Here is a 15,168-nt window from a genome sequence, read left to right as displayed (position 1 = left end):
ATAATGCCCTATGCTGTATCTCAAGCAGCTATTTAACCTGAACTCGGGATAATGAGTGTCAAAAATCTTAGGTAACCTATTTAATATTAAAAAATTGAATGAAATTGGGTCATTCTTTATTTTTAAATTTAGTTTAATAGTACAATTTTTGTCGATATCAAGGCGGGATTTCGTATCTAATAGCGGGCTATTAGTAGAAAGCACAACACAGATAGGGGCAGAAATAGTGCTATTAAGCGGCGCTGCTTATCCCGAATTCAGGTTATACAATCAACAAGGCTACATTGTGATGCTGGATTTTGCTCACTTTCGCTTCTAAACTCAATATATTCATAACATGGTTTGGGTATACTCCATTTCTGCTCAAATAATACAGAGACGAAATATCATCTCCGGTGCCATTGGCAATACGCTTGAATGGTATGATTTTGCCGTGTATGGCACTATGGCGCCTATCATTGGAAAACTTTTTTTCCCCAGTAGCGATCCCTTTACCTCTCTTCTCGCCGCATTTGCTGTACTGGCCGTTGGTTATATTGCCCGGCCCTTAGGTGGAGTATTACTTGGCCACATGGCGGATAAAATGGGAAGAAAACCTGCACTCATCTGCTCTGTCATCATGATGGGAGCGGGTACCACTGCCATAGCCTTTCTTCCCACCTATGCAGAAATCGGCTCCTTGGCTGCTATATTACTTATTCTATTACGGATCCTTCAAGGTTTATCCGTTGGCGGAGAATACCCAAGCTCTATTGTTTTTCTTGCTGAACATTCATCGATTGAAAAACGTGGCTTTAACACCAGCTGGCCAATGTTTGGCAGTGTTATCGGCTTTCTTTTAGGATCGGCAATCTGCTCTTTGTTCAGTAACCTTTTAAGTACCGAAGCATTTCAAACATGGGGATAGCGTATTCCATTTTTAATCGGCGCCATCATTGCCGTCTGTGCGACATTATTCCGTCGCCATATCACTGAATCAAGCTCTTTTGATCATGCCAAGCCCATAAATACCCTCCCCTTTATCGCCGCCATTCGTGATCATTGGCGAGAAATAATGCAAATCATCTGTTTATCACTGGTCAATGCAGTCGGGTTTTATCTCCTTTGGGTTTACGCCATCTCTTACTTAACAGAGCAAATGCATGTATCAACATCTACTGCATTAGATATTAACACTCTAAGTCTTATCATTCTTCTTCCTGTCATTACCTTCAGTGCTATTTTGTCTGATAAAGTAGGGCGAAAACCGCTATTATATTTCGTCGCCTTAGGTGCATTACTCTTTTCATGGCCATTATGGTGGTTGATGCATCATCACAACTTTTGGATGATTTTGGCTGGACAAGCAGGTTTTGCTCTTCTTTTTGGAGTGGGTTATTCAGGATTATCGGCTGTTATGGTTGAAATTTTGCCAACAAAAGTCCGTTGTAGTGCCTCAGGGATCGGCTATAATTTGTGCATGGGCATTTTTGGTGGTACAACCCCACTAGTTGCCACCTATTTACTTGAACGCACTTCCAATGATTTCTCTCCAGCCTATTATCTTATGGCAACCGCAGTGCTTTCCCTCCTGGTTACCTTCTTTATAAGCGAGACGGCAGGAAAAGCATTACCGGATTAAAGCACGCATTCGATTATCAATGTGCCCTGAGTCTATTAACACTGTGTGCCCATATCAAAATCGACTATCAATATCGACTATCAATATCGACTATCAATATCGACACTTGGTCTAAAATGCGTTTTTTAAGCACCAAAATAAGCATTCATGATGTCCTAAAAAAAACCATTTTTCAAATAAAGTCATACTATCAACAATAAATAATTTTATATTAATCGCTACTAATAAATAAAAATTTATTGCCATAAAAAATAATATCAAAATCTAATAAAATATTTCCTCCATCATTAAGCATAAAGGCTAATAGAATAATGTGTTTTTTTGATAGCTTTTTAAAAATATGCAAGCCACTATTTAACATAATAAATAAGCATTTAATTAATAATGACTTATATTAAAAATTAATCGAATAAGTTTTCATCTTCTAAGGTTTTACCCTGATTACACCTTAATAAGTATCTCAGTAATATAATCACCAATAGTCATATTTTAAATTTAAATATGTCCTGCAACAGCACTTAAAAATAATAATGGTTACTCATGGCGAACTTATTCAGAAAAGAAGCAGTCGAGGCGCACAGCCAAAAATTACATGGTGAGATTTCACTGGCGCAACCCGTTCCTCTTTATATCATTATTAGTTGTTTATTTATCACCATTGCCGTCATTGCAATCTACCTTTCTTTTTCTCAATATGCGCGAAAAGAAACCGTTCAAGGCTATTTAATTCCTGACAAAGGCGTCATTAAAACCTATGCCAGCACCAATGGCACCTTAGCAAAATTGCATGTCAAAGAAGGCCAGAGTGTCAGCGCCGGCACCCCGCTGGCCACCATAGTCATTCAACGTAACCTGCTCTCCGGCACTGAGCTTAGCGAGTCTTTGCTCAATGAACTCAATACTCAAACCCTGCTCCTTAATCAAGAGCAAAACCAACACAACAGCCTGCAGGCCAAAGAGCAGAGCCGACTGCAAAACAGCCTTGATGATATTACCACCGCCATCGCCTTAAACACTAAGGCCACCACACTGGCAAAAGAGAAACTGCGCCTTTATCAGCAGCAACTCGCTCAACATAAAAAACTGTATTCAAACGGCTATCTGTCTGAGATTGAATATCAGGCACAACAGGAAAAATTTATCTCCATTCAGCAAGAAGTCACTGAACTCGACACCAAAACGTTGCAATTGCAGCGAGAGAAAAAAACCACACAAACTGAGCTGGACAGCTTGCCTCACCAGTATCAGCTCAAAGCCGCTGAAATTCATGCCAAACGCTCTGAGCTAAAACGCAGAAAAGATGAAACCGAGAACAGCTACCGCTTTGTTATCAAAGCCTCTGAATCCGGTATCGTCACCACCATCTCTGTCGTTGAAGGCGAGTACATTTCTGCTAACCGCCCCTTGATGAGTATCATTCCTGAAAATGCCACTCTGGTCGCCGAGCTCTTGCTTCCGACTCGCTCCGCTGGCTTTATTCGCGTCGGCGATGAAGCAAGGCTTCGCTTTGATGCCTTCCCCTATCAACGCTTTGGCACCTTAACCAGCCACATTGCAAGGGTCGATAAAGTCATCGTCCTTGAAGGCGAAGCCGATTTACCTGTCTCTTTATCTGAGCCTGTTTATCGCATTCGCACTCATATCGATAAACAAAACATCAAGGCTTATGGCGAAAGCTTTCCCCTTAAAAGCGGCATGCTCCTTGAAGCCGATATTATTCTGGATAAACGCCCCCTCATTAAGTGGTTATTTGAACCCATTTACAGCCTCAACGGGAGAGTCGGATAATGACGACAACAACCAATCAACATGACTTACTATCACTGCTCTCTTTTAGTGGCGGTAACAAAGTGCCCGTTATTTTACAAGCTGAAATCGCCGAGTGTGGTCTCGCCTGTCTGGCCATGATTGCCAGCTATCACGGCCATCAACTGGATCTGCCTGCACTCAGACGCCGCTTTAACACCAATTTAAAAGGCACCAACTTAAAACAGCTCATTGAACTGGCCGATGAACTCAACCTCAGCAGCCGCGCGTTAAAATGTGAGCTTGAAGAAATCAGTCAGCTCGCCACCCCCTGTATTTTACACTGGGGTATGAACCATTTTGTGGTGCTCACTCAGGTCACCAAAAAACACATCATCATTCATGATCCGGCACTGGGAAAACGTAAAATCAGCCGTGATGAGTTTTCAAAACAATATACAGGTATTGCACTAGAGCTCAGCCCCAGTCCTGGCTTTGCGAAAAAAGATGAACGTGAGCAAATGAAGCTCTCACAACTGTGGCACAAAATGACAGGCCTTAAACGTACCCTAGTGAGCCTGTTTGCTCTGTCTATTTTATTGCAGCTTTTTACCCTCATCAGTCCCTATTACATGCAATGGGTTATCGATGAAGTCCTCGTCAGTCAAGACAGGCCCTTGCTCACCGTGCTTGCCATTGGCTTTGGTCTAGTCATGGTATTAAGCTCCCTTATTACCGCTTTTCGTAGCTGGATTATTTTACGCATCTCCAGTGTCATGAGCCTACAAATGGGTGCCAATTTACTGCGCCACTTATTTCGCCTGCCCATGGCCTTTTTTGAAAAGCGTCACATAGGCGATCTGGTCTCGCGTTTTGGTGCCTTATCCAGTATCAAAGAGCGACTCACCACAGGTCTAGTGGAAACCATTGTCGATGCCGTCATGGCCCTGTCTATTTTGGTCATGATGCTTATCTACAGTATTAAGCTCACCCTGATTGTGCTGGCTGCTATCACCCTGTATGTCATTCTACGTCTGGCCATGTATCAACCCTTATATCTGGCCACAGAGGCCTCTATTCAGACCTCGGCCAAAGAGCAAAGCCTGTTTTTAGAAAACCTGCGTGCCATGCAGCCCATTAAGCTATTCACCAGTGAGGCTCAGCGACAAAGCCTGTGGCAAAACCATTATGCCGATGTGATTAATACCGATATTCGACTAGGTAAACTCAATATCGGCTTTGACTCCGTTAAATCCTTACTCTTTGGCTTAGAAAACATTCTGGTCATTTATTTTGCCGCAAACTTGGTCATGGAGGGTGAACTTTCCACCGGAATGATCATGGCATTTATTGCCTACAAGAACCAGCTCACCTCCAGACTCGGCAGCTTCATTGAGCAATTGATCCAATTTAAAATGCTGCGCCTGCACTTAGACCGCCTGTCTGATATCGCTCTTCATGAGCAAGAAGCCCATCTGGAGTCGAAACAATTACTCAACGAAGTCAAAGGCGAACTCGTGCTTGAAAATGTCAGCTTTCGTTATCATCAGGACGGCCCTAAGGTCATCGATAACCTTAACCTGACCATTCAGGCTGGTGAATGTGTGGCCATCGTCGGTGAGTCTGGCTGTGGTAAAACCACCCTGATGAAACTCATGCTGGGGCTGCTTAGCCCCACACAGGGCCGCATTTTGTTAGATGGTCAAGATATTACCCAAATTGGTTTGAAAACCTACCGAGGTAAAACCGCAGCTATTATGCAAAATGACACCTTATTGTCAGGCTCGATTGCCGATAACATCAGCTTCTTCTCACCCGAGCCCAATCAAGCGCACATCGAACAGTCGGCTCGCCTAGCCGCCATCGACAAAGACATTCAGGCAACAGGTATGGGCTACCATTCATTAGTGGGCGATATGGGCAACCAGTTCTCCGGCGGTCAAGCTCAGCGATTATTACTGGCCCGTGCCCTGTACCAATCGCCTAACCTGTTGTTTATGGATGAAGCCACCAGTCATTTAGATCTGGATAATGAATATAAAATCTGTCGCCAGATTAAAAAGCTGTCAATGACCCGCATCATGATTGCTCACCGCCCAGAAACCATCAAACAGGCCGACAGAATCGTCACATTACGCCAAGGTAGAGTCGACGAGGAGCAAACCCCAGCCAAGGCTCATGTCGATACAAGAGCCAACAGGGCAGAAGATCCTCAGGTAAATTCACCGAAAAAGGCTGACTTTAGTTCAAGTTTTAACAGCGGCGATTACACCATGCGTTAACTCGTGGGCACTGACAAATATTCAAAATAAGGCTCAAGCAGAATTATCACCTTTTGCAACAAATAATCACATTGACCAAAAAAGGAAACAAAATGCAAACATTAACAATGAATCAAATCGAACAGATCAGTGGCGGCTTCAGTGCTGGTGAATACTTTGGTATGGGTGTGGCAACTTTAGGGGCGCTGCCTGTGTGTGTCACATCAACAGCCTTAATCGGGGCTGGTGTTATCACTTATACACTAGGTCATGTGACTGGATTATCTAGCCTAGAGCAAGCTGCCAATTATCCACTCGCTGCAGGGCAAACATTGGCCTCTTACTATTTCAGTCACTCAAGCGACATCATCGAATTCTTTGCTTAATCGAGCCAATTAGCATGTAAGTTCAGCAAACCTACATGCGTATACAAATAATATTAACTTTAAGGAAACCTCATATGCAAACACTTACTTTTAATGAAATCGAACAAGTCAATGGCGGCCTAAGTGCAGGGTACTACTTAGCTGGTGCGGCAGTTGGCCTTGTTGGCGGCATTTACCTTGGTTCATTAGTCGGCACTTATGCAGTCGGCGTTGGCGTAGTCAATTTCATTGATGGCGTTGGATTTGGTATGATCGGCGGCGGTATCGCAGGTTTTGCTGGCGGCGCTGCAGCGGTCAATGCGTACGATAACTATCAAGCGCAATAACGCACAATAACGCGCAATAACCCGTAAAGCCCTGAATGCTTCACGGGTTATTTTTTCTTTATACCCTATGAGCGGCCATTATTGATTTCTTAATATTTCAGTCACTCAAGCGACATCATCGAATTTTTGGCTTAATCGAGTCAACTAGCATGTAAGTTCAGCAAACCTACATGCGTATACAAACAATAGTAACTTTAAGAAAACCTCATATGCAAACACTCACTTTTAATGAAATCGAACAAGTCAATGGCGGCCTAAGTGCAGGATACTACTTAGCTGGTGCGGCAGTTGGCCTCACCTTTGGGGCCGCATTGGGAGCGGCTGCGGGAATAGCAGTTGCAGGGGGCAGTGTGACTGCCGCGGTTAGCGCGATTGCAACGGGTAGTGCAACGACATTTACAGCGGGCGCTTCTATCGCAGCTGAAGCTGCTGGACTTGCTCTTTTTGATTTTATCGCTGCAGGGACAATAGGTGCTGCAGTGGGTGGAACCATAGGTAATGCGATTGGTTTCAATGCAGCTGCAACTTACAGCCTTAACCATTAAATAAAAAACCTGATTAAAGCAGATCACCACTCTGACTTTAATCAGGTTTTCCATAGGATAACTTATCCGCTTTCAATCACAGTACATAGCTAGTCATAACGAATGCTAATCTGTACTAGCTATGGTCAGGGGTTACTTTTCTTTTTTATCTTTTTTATCTTGCACCATTTGCTTAGCAATCATTTCATGATGTTGCTGACGACGCTTTTCTATCACACTCTTTGACAAAGCACGAAACCCATCCGCTTGATTTTTCATCTTATGACTCGAATTCAATAAGCTATTGTCGGTATTGTCGGTATTGTCGGTATTGTCGGATAACTTAGCAATAGGAGCCATAGAAGCAATAGGATCACTTTCCTCCATATCGTAAAATGCGACTGTATTAAAGTCACTCGTTATATACTTTTTTTGAGCCATCTTTCTAAATTTATCTAATCCTGTATTATGATCTGCTTCATTCAATGACCAACTAAATTCTTTATTAGTATTAAACCAAATAACACCTTTAATATGAGTAAAATTTAAACGAATTTGCTTAAACATGTCTTTAATCCACTTTGCTTTACTCTCGTGACTATCACTATCATTCCCTGCATATTCATCTGCAGTATTAGGTAAATCACTGGGTTCTACTGTCGCAATTTCAGCAATTAAAATGGGCTTATGGGGAAAACTTGTCGTCAATACAGCGTACTGCTCTTCAAATAACTCGGTAAAAGTACTCCACTCGGTAAAAGAATAATTGGCTCCCCAGTTGTAGCCATCAAGGGATGTCCAATCGACCATATCATCGCCTGGGTAATATTGGGTAATGTCATTATAATCATCGATATCAATATTATTCGCATTCCATACCCACTCGATATATTGATTTGCCCCAGCCACTTCAAACTTATTATGTAAATACTGCCAAGCCGTAATATAAGCATTAGGATCATTGCTCCAAGGATACCATATGCCATTAAATTCATGAGCAAATCGCAATAAAACCCGTGCATTTGGATCATCACGATCTTTCATCCAAAGCATAAAATTTGCAATCCATTCATCAATATAATCATCCCAATGCCCCTGACTGATTTCAGGTAGGAGATTGTCATTAGGACGATCAGCAAGTGTGGGCTCAAGGGTGATCATTGGCGTAGCCCCTTCATTGACAATATTAGAACATTGCACATGAAGCTGGTTCCAATCGTAATCAAAGCTAGTGAATATATTGATAATTGCCAGCTCTTGCTCAATATCAGATTCAAACTCAATAATTTTCTCAGGATTATAAGCATCTTCTAACAAATAAGCGCCAAGCATAATATCTTGATTTTTTTCAGAAGCATTGTCACTTGCCATACTGAATGTCGGCGTGCTTGTCATAAAAATAAATAGGGTGATAAAAATGAAATTACGCATCTTGTGCCTCCATGCATGATATAAGAATCAATAAAAAACTAATTCTAGTTTGCTCATGGCCATTCTCCCTGAGGCAAAAGACTGATATTGAACTAACCTTTTGGGTATATTTTTCACACTTAATAGTACTTTTATACTAATATTTGCTTTTACTAATCATTCATTGGTACTCGCCGTTCATTTATACTCACCATTCATTTTTAGCAGTACCAATGGCGACTTTGAACAAGCTTGAGGTGCCGTCGTTATCAAAATGGCATTACTCACTAGCATGTATACTAAGCAAGATTAACCTTAAATGCTAGACTTTAATATTTAAACTTTGACACTAAAGCGAATCAAAAAAGCCCATCGAAAGCGACTTGTTTACCTTCACAAATATAAAGCGACTTAAGCGGTTTAATGAGTTAATCGCTAGACTCTGAGCCTAAAGACCTAAATTGCTATCTCTTTACTCCATGAAACATAGCCAACCTGATCAGAATATTCTGAAGAAACATACTCTTTGAAATGCTCACAGTCTCTTAAATTTATTTTTTCATGTTATGAAGTTCGATATTGCGTTTTTAACAACTAAAGCCCTAACGCCCGATTGTTGGCGATGTTTTGCGTTACTTGTATAGAAAATAACAGTGTATGAGCGTTTCTTGGCTTTACTTGTTGTACACACTACTTGTTATTGAAAACTTTTAACATGAAGCTTTCGTTTAATGTTTTATAATTGACACCAATATCATCGCAGATTGATTTTAGCAAACTAACTACTGCATCGTTAATTTGTTCACTCTTTATATTTTCTGTCGACGTAATATTAAATAGATTTTCAATCCTATGTAGAACCTTCGGATTGTGGTTAAAAACGAAATAAACTTCATTGATTGCTTGTGAAAACTCAAAGCCAGTTATGTTATGACGGTTGCCAAACAGTTTTTTAGCTGTATCAAGACGGTACTTTTTCTTCTCATATCTTATAAACAGTAAAGCACTTGCTATTGCTCCGAGTAAACCAGAGAAAAGTGATGCAATGATAATTTCCATACTCCTAATATTCCTCGTATTTATATAACCTTCGTATAATGCCAATACGCCCTAACACTATCTCTTATTCAAAAGCTGCCCCATACACTCCTCTTTATAAACGCATTGCTAATATACTGTATTAACTATAAATAATGGATTAACTTACTCTATTTCCATCAAATAAACCAGCCTTAAAAACAATCAAGTTACAGCCACACACAACTTTTACTTTAAAACCCAGTGTAAATGCAAAAATAACCATCGAAGGCAGGGATGCCTTCGTTGAGCCTATAGGGCCAAAATTGTTCACGACATTTCTGATCATTTCCTGCTATCCATGCAGGTCAGATATTTACAACGATGTCCCTATCTAAAAACCAGCTTAGTGTCCCTACTTCGCGTTCGTAAGCTTGAAATAATATTTCACTCACCGAGTTATTTTTTATTTGCACAAAAGCTGTGCCAAAATTAATTTCAATACGATTAAACATGATTCACTGTTCTTTCTCTTGATTTTTGCTTTTCAAACAGGTGTGAATATAAAAATAACCATCGGAGGCAGGGATGCCTTCGTTGAGCCTATAGGGATATATTTACGGCGGGTTATTTTTTTATTTGCACAAAACCTGCGGTAGCAATTTAATGAATTGCACATAACCTATTAAAAATAATATAATTTAAACCAAGGACATTGTTAATTACACCTAGTATGAGTGAGGTGTGAGTGAGAATCCACAACCTTAGACTCACCACAGATAAAAATTAATTAAGACTGAAATCCCCTTTGCTTTTGCTTTAAAACCCAGTGTAGATGCAACAGTGAGTTTCGGTTTCAGGGATGAAATCGTAAAGCGGCCAAGGATGGCTTCACAGCGTCTCACTGGAGTACTTGCACAAAATCTGCGCTAGCAATTTACTTAAATAAACCCAATCATTTCAATTAAGATAACGTTAAACAAATGAAGTTATTTACTGTCGATCCCTTTTGGCCTAGTGTGAGTAAGGTGTGAGTGATAATCCACCAGCCCATCGCTAGCAATACGCAAAGGCTAGCGATAAAAAAATCCCTATTCGTTTTCAGCAATAGGGATTTCATACTCAAATCAATATGGGAAGTCAATATGGGACTAACATAAAGTTAATCCACTATTGAAATGTCATCACCCGCGCAAAGAGCAGGGCTCAAATATGAGCGCGGGCAATCGCCTATTCCCACTCAATAGTGGCAGGTGGTTTTCCTGAAATATCATACACCACGCGAGAAATACCATCGATTTCATTGATGATACGGTTAGATACACGACCTAAGAAATCATAGGGCAGGTGAGCCCAATGCGCCGTCATAAAATCAATGGTTTCCACAGCGCGTAAGGATACGACCCAGTCGTATTTACGGCCATCACCCATCACGCCCACCGAGCGAACTGGTAAGAAAACCGTAAAGGCTTGACTGACTTTATGGTAAAGATCCGCATTATGAAGCTCTTCAATAAAGATAGCATCGGCGCGGCGCAATAAATCACAATATTCTTTTTTCACTTCACCTAGCACACGCACACCTAAGCCCGGACCTGGAAAAGGATGACGATATAGCATGTCATAAGGCAGGCCCAGTTCTAAACCCACTTTACGTACTTCATCTTTAAAGAGTTCACGCAAAGGCTCGACTAAGCCTAATTCCATATCATCGGGCAGCCCACCTACATTATGGTGAGACTTAATCACATGGGCTTTACCGGTTGCGCTGCCTGCAGATTCAATGACATCTGGGTAAATAGTGCCTTGTGCTAACCATTTTGCATTGACACATTTTTTGGATTCTTCATCGAAAATATCCACAAACACATGACCAATAATTTTACGCTTAGCTTCAGGATCCGCTTCACCTTTAAGGGCATCGAGGAAACGATTTTCAGCATCCACATGGACAATGTTTAAACCAAAACGATCGCCAAACATCTCCAGCACTTGCGTCGCTTCATTGAGACGCAATAAGCCATTATCGACAAATACACAAGTGAGCTTATCACCGATGGCGCGGTGTAATAACATGGCCACCACAGAAGAGTCCACTCCACCGGATAGACCTAAAATCACTTCATCATCACCAATCTGCGCTTTTAAACGCGCAACGGCATCTTCGATAATAGAGCTAGGTTTCCAATTCGCTTCACACTGACAAATACCCAGTGCAAAGTTCTCTAACATGCGCAGACCCTGACGAGTATGGGTGACCTCTGGATGAAACTGCACGCCATAAAAATGCTTGTCTTCATTCGCCATAGCAGCAAATGGACAGGTATCGGTACTCGCGACTGTGACAAAGCCCTCAGGGATCTTAGACACTTTATCGCCGTGGCTCATCCACACATCCAGCAGTGGCTCACCGTCTTCACTTAAGGCATCTTGAATATCTTTAAAGAAAGTCGACTCTGCTTCAAGTTTGACTTGAGCATAACCAAACTCACCTTCTCCAATGCCTTGGATCACTTCGCCGCCTAATTGCGCTGACATGGTTTGCATGCCATAGCAAATACCCAGAACGGGCACACCCGCATTAAACACATATTCCGCTGCACGGGGGGAGTTTTCCTGAGTCACACTTTCAGGGCCGCCGGCTAAAATAATGCCATTTGGGGCAAATTCTTGAATCTGCGCTTCAGACACATCCCATGCCCACAATTCACAATAAACACCGATCTCACGAATACGACGGGCGATTAATTGGGTGTACTGAGATCCAAAATCTAAAATTAGGATCTTATGCTCATGAATATCACTCATGGAATACTTATCTCTCTGTATCAATTAGATTAACAATCAAAATGACTATGCTAAATAGCAGCGAGGCGGCCCTTTGATAGGCCGCCTCGACAAAAGTAGGTTAGGAAGAGCGGTAATTTGGCGCTTCTTTACTCATTTGCACATCATGGACATGGGACTCACCCATGCCTGCCGAAGTCACCTTAACAAATTCAGCCTTCTCATTGAGTGCGCTAATAGTTGGGCAACCCGTCAGTCCCATACATGAACGTAAACCGCCCATATACTGATGAATAATTTCTTTTAATTTCCCTTTATAAGGCACACGCCCTTCAATGCCTTCAGGCACTAATTTATCGGCTGCATTATCGCTTTGGAAATAACGATCGGACGAGCCTTGTGTCATAGCACCTAATGAACCCATACCACGATAAGATTTATAGGCACGGCCCTTATATAGCTCAGTTTCACCCGGCGCTTCATCGGTTCCAGCAAACATAGAGCCTGCCATGATACACGATGCGCCAGCGGCTAACGCTTTGGCCAAATCACCGGAGAAACGAATGCCGCCATCGGCAATCACAGGAATATCAAGATGTGCAATCGCGGCGGCGGCGTCAGACACTGCCGTAATTTGTGGTACACCCACACCCGTTACAATACGTGTTGTACAAATCGATCCTGGGCCAATCCCTACTTTTACGGCATTAACACCTGCTTCAACCAGCGCTAACGCCCCTTCTGCCGTAGCCACGTTACCGCCCACAATTTGAAGCTCTGGGTATTTTTCGCGAGTATCACGAATACGTTGCAATACACCTTCAGAATGGCCGTGAGAGGAATCGATTAATAATACATCCACACCAGCGGCAACCAATGCATCGACGCGATCTTCGTTCCCCGCACCCGCACCCACAGCGGCGCCCACACGTAGGCGGCCTAACTCATCTTTACAAGCGTTAGGTTTTTGTTCGGCTTTTTGGAAATCTTTAACTGTGATAAGGCCTTTTAATTTAAAGTCATTATCCACCACTAAGACTTTTTCTATGCGATTAGTGTGCATGAGTTTTTGCACATCCGGTAATGGCGTTCCTTCAAGTACTGTCACTAGCCTTGCTTTTGGCGTCATCACTTCATCGACTGTGCGGCTCCAATCTGTGATAAAACGCACATCACGACCTGTGATGATCCCCACTAATTCGTTCGCACGAGTGACCACAGGATAACCTGCAAAACCATGCTTAGCCGTTAACGCCTTTAAGGTTTCAAGACTGGTATCTGGAGTAACAGTAACAGGCTGCTGTACGATACCCGCTTCGTAAATTTTTACCTTACGCACTTCCTCAGCTTGCTGCTCTATGCTCATGTTTTTATGAATAAAACCCATGCCACCTTCTTGTGCCATGGCAATAGCTAAACGCGCTTCAGTTACAGTATCCATTGCAGCGGAAACGATAGGCATGTTAAGGTCGATTTTATTGGTCAGGCGAGTTTTCAGCGAGGCAGTATTAGGCAGAACGGTGGAGTGCGCTGGCACCAGCAACACATCATCAAAAGTTAACGCTTCTTTTTTCAATCTTAGCATGCAACATGTCCCCAAAAGAGAGTCAGATTTAGGTGGGTAAATATTGCGGCGAGATTATACCTTGCATATCTATTCAAGTAAATGGAAAATAGCGCTGAAACTTATTTGCAATCACTCAGCCTCGAAAATAAGCTGCAATGAAATAGACTTATGCCAAAAAATAAAAACCATGTTTATACTGTCTCACGTCTCAATGGTGAAGTACGTCAGTTACTCGAAGGTCAATTGAGCCGAGTCTGGCTCAATGCCGAAATTTCTAACTTTTCTGCACCCAGCTCTGGTCATTGGTACTTAACCTTAAAAGACACGCGCTCTCAAATTCGCTGCGCCATGTTTAAAGGCCGTAATCAACAAGTCACCTTTCGACCAGCGAACGGCCAGCAAGTCTTAGTTCGAGGTAATATTAGTGTTTATGAACCCAGAGGTGATTATCAATTACTTATCGATAGTATGCAGCCAGCGGGCGATGGGTTACTCGCTCAGCAATATGAAGCCTTAAAATTAAAACTCTCCTCGGAAGGCTTATTTGCCACTCATACCAAACGAGATTTACCCTTAAATATACAGCGTATTGGAGTGATAACTTCACCCACTGGCGCTGCCATTCGTGATATTTTACATGTCCTCAAAAGGCGCGATCCTTCTATTGAAGTGATTATTTATCCCGCACAAGTTCAAGGCGCGGTCGCGGCAAAAGGCTTATGTCGAGCAATAGTCAATGCCAATGCCCGCAATGAAGTCGATGTGTTACTGCTGACACGAGGGGGCGGTTCATTAGAAGATCTTTGGTGTTTTAATGACGAAACTTTGGCGCACCATATTTATAACAGTGTCATTCCACTCATCTCGGCCGTGGGTCACGAAATAGATACCACCATCAGTGATTATGTGGCCGATCTCAGAGCGCCAACCCCTTCTGCAGCCGCTGAATTATTGTCAAAAGATACAGTAAATAAACAACAAAAATTACTCACTCAGCACTCTCGATTAAAACAAAGCTGGCAGCACTTTTTATTGCAAAAACAAGCCGAAACTGACAGACTCAATCATCAATTATATCGCCACGATCCCAAGCGACGCTTGCAAACCTTTCAGCAAGGCTTTGATGAAGTACAACTAAAACTTATCAATGCACTGGAGCGTTATTTAAATAAACTCACTCTCAAACAACAGGCTTTACTGCACAGATTGAATCATCAATCGCCAAGCCATAAGCTGGCACTCAGTACTCATCAATTAGCGCACCAGCATAAACGCTTGTTCGATGCCATGAGCAGCTTAATGAAGCAAAAAGAGCAGCAATTTAATCACCTGACACACCAACTCGACACTGTGAGTCCATTGGCGACACTCAGTCGAGGCTACAGTATAACCTTTGATAACCAAGGACAAGTGCTCAGAAATACGGATGATATTAAAGTCGGTGATACATTAAACACACGATTGCGCTTTGGCGAAGTGCAATCGACCGTCATTAATGCCACCCAAAAAGAGTAAAACACAAA

At 42.3% G+C, this 15,168-nt stretch carries 12 protein-coding genes; 8 read left to right on the top strand and 4 right to left on the bottom strand.

Translation table 11 applies throughout. The features are described 5' to 3' along the window. Positions 1-337: 337 nt before the first annotated feature. From Q0791_RS03765 to Q0791_RS03735, 7 genes are all read left to right on the top strand, one after another. Positions 338-907 carry an MFS transporter gene (locus tag Q0791_RS03765; RefSeq protein WP_299002848.1) on the top strand — a complete coding sequence of 190 codons (570 nt, stop codon included), beginning with the start codon at positions 338-340 and terminating at the stop codon, positions 905-907. 3 nt (positions 908-910) lie between these two features. Beyond that, entirely contained in the window at positions 911-1,621 is a 711-nt protein-coding gene (locus tag Q0791_RS03760) for an MFS transporter (RefSeq protein ID WP_366942482.1), read from the top strand. 540 nt (positions 1,622-2,161) lie between these two features. After that, the gene (locus Q0791_RS03755; protein ID WP_299002845.1) at positions 2,162-3,409 is read left to right on the top strand and encodes an HlyD family efflux transporter periplasmic adaptor subunit; all 1,248 of its coding nucleotides are present in this window, start codon (positions 2,162-2,164) and stop codon (positions 3,407-3,409) included. Beyond that, a complete protein-coding gene (locus Q0791_RS03750) occupies positions 3,409-5,649 on the top strand; it encodes a peptidase domain-containing ABC transporter (RefSeq protein ID WP_299002843.1) in 2,241 nt (746 codons plus the stop codon). The genes Q0791_RS03755 and Q0791_RS03750 overlap by 1 nt, the downstream gene beginning before the upstream one ends. Positions 5,650-5,741: 92 nt before the next feature. Next, a complete protein-coding gene (locus tag Q0791_RS03745) occupies positions 5,742-6,014 on the top strand; it encodes a hypothetical protein (protein WP_299002841.1) in 273 nt (90 codons plus the stop codon). Positions 6,015-6,088: 74 nt separating this feature from the next. Beyond that, the gene (locus Q0791_RS03740; protein ID WP_299002838.1) at positions 6,089-6,340 is read left to right on the top strand and encodes a hypothetical protein; all 252 of its coding nucleotides are present in this window, start codon (positions 6,089-6,091) and stop codon (positions 6,338-6,340) included. Positions 6,341-6,549: 209 nt separating this feature from the next. Continuing rightward, positions 6,550-6,885, top strand: a complete 336-nt coding sequence (locus Q0791_RS03735) for a hypothetical protein (RefSeq protein ID WP_299002835.1) — start codon at positions 6,550-6,552, stop codon at positions 6,883-6,885. 132 nt (positions 6,886-7,017) lie between these two features. On the opposite strand, the gene Q0791_RS03730 is transcribed toward Q0791_RS03735, so the two are convergent. The 4 genes from Q0791_RS03730 to guaB form a co-directional block, all read right to left on the bottom strand. Next, entirely contained in the window at positions 7,018-8,295 is a 1,278-nt protein-coding gene (locus Q0791_RS03730; RefSeq protein ID WP_299002832.1) for a glycoside hydrolase family 26 protein, read from the bottom strand. 669 nt (positions 8,296-8,964) lie between these two features. After that, complete coding sequence (locus tag Q0791_RS03725) at positions 8,965-9,333, bottom strand: DUF6680 family protein (protein ID WP_299002830.1); 369 nt, start codon at positions 9,331-9,333, stop codon at positions 8,965-8,967. Positions 9,334-10,521: 1,188 nt separating this feature from the next. Continuing rightward, positions 10,522-12,099 (bottom strand): glutamine-hydrolyzing GMP synthase, encoded by a 1,578-nt coding sequence (gene guaA, locus Q0791_RS03720; protein ID WP_299002828.1) that lies wholly within the window; start codon positions 12,097-12,099, stop codon positions 10,522-10,524. A 100-nt stretch (positions 12,100-12,199) separates the two neighbouring features. Continuing rightward, positions 12,200-13,663, bottom strand: coding sequence for an IMP dehydrogenase (gene guaB, locus Q0791_RS03715; protein ID WP_299002826.1), 1,464 nt, complete (start codon positions 13,661-13,663; stop codon positions 12,200-12,202). Between the two features lie 150 nt (positions 13,664-13,813). Here guaB and xseA point away from each other — a divergent pair, with 150 nt between their 5' ends. Then, entirely contained in the window at positions 13,814-15,160 is a 1,347-nt protein-coding gene (gene xseA / locus Q0791_RS03710) for an exodeoxyribonuclease VII large subunit (protein ID WP_299002824.1), read from the top strand. Positions 15,161-15,168: the final 8 nt, after the last annotated feature.

This window comes from uncultured Shewanella sp. (assembly GCF_947495455.1).
Taxonomy (GTDB): Bacteria; Pseudomonadota; Gammaproteobacteria; order Enterobacterales; family Shewanellaceae; genus Shewanella.
The sequence above is the reverse complement of the archived record's forward strand: the minus strand, read 5'-3'. Positions and strand labels throughout refer to the sequence as shown.

Bases quoted from the DNA above. Each gene is read 5' to 3' on its own strand.
- Q0791_RS03755 (WP_299002845.1), top strand. From the start codon at position 2,162: ATGGCGAACTTATTCAGAAAAGAAGCAGTCGAGGCGCACAGCCAAAAA.
- Q0791_RS03730 (WP_299002832.1), bottom strand. From the start codon at position 8,295: ATGCGTAATTTCATTTTTATCACCCTATTTATTTTTATGACAAGCACG.
- Q0791_RS03725 (WP_299002830.1), bottom strand. From the start codon at position 9,333: ATGGAAATTATCATTGCATCACTTTTCTCTGGTTTACTCGGAGCAATA.
- Q0791_RS03735 (WP_299002835.1), top strand. From the start codon at position 6,550: ATGCAAACACTCACTTTTAATGAAATCGAACAAGTCAATGGCGGCCTA.
- guaA (WP_299002828.1), bottom strand. From the start codon at position 12,099: ATGAGTGATATTCATGAGCATAAGATCCTAATTTTAGATTTTGGATCT.
- Q0791_RS03765 (WP_299002848.1), top strand. From the start codon at position 338: ATGGTTTGGGTATACTCCATTTCTGCTCAAATAATACAGAGACGAAAT.
- guaB (WP_299002826.1), bottom strand. From the start codon at position 13,663: ATGCTAAGATTGAAAAAAGAAGCGTTAACTTTTGATGATGTGTTGCTG.
- Q0791_RS03745 (WP_299002841.1), top strand. From the start codon at position 5,742: ATGCAAACATTAACAATGAATCAAATCGAACAGATCAGTGGCGGCTTC.
- Q0791_RS03740 (WP_299002838.1), top strand. From the start codon at position 6,089: ATGCAAACACTTACTTTTAATGAAATCGAACAAGTCAATGGCGGCCTA.
- Q0791_RS03750 (WP_299002843.1), top strand. From the start codon at position 3,409: ATGACGACAACAACCAATCAACATGACTTACTATCACTGCTCTCTTTT.
- xseA (WP_299002824.1), top strand. From the start codon at position 13,814: ATGCCAAAAAATAAAAACCATGTTTATACTGTCTCACGTCTCAATGGT.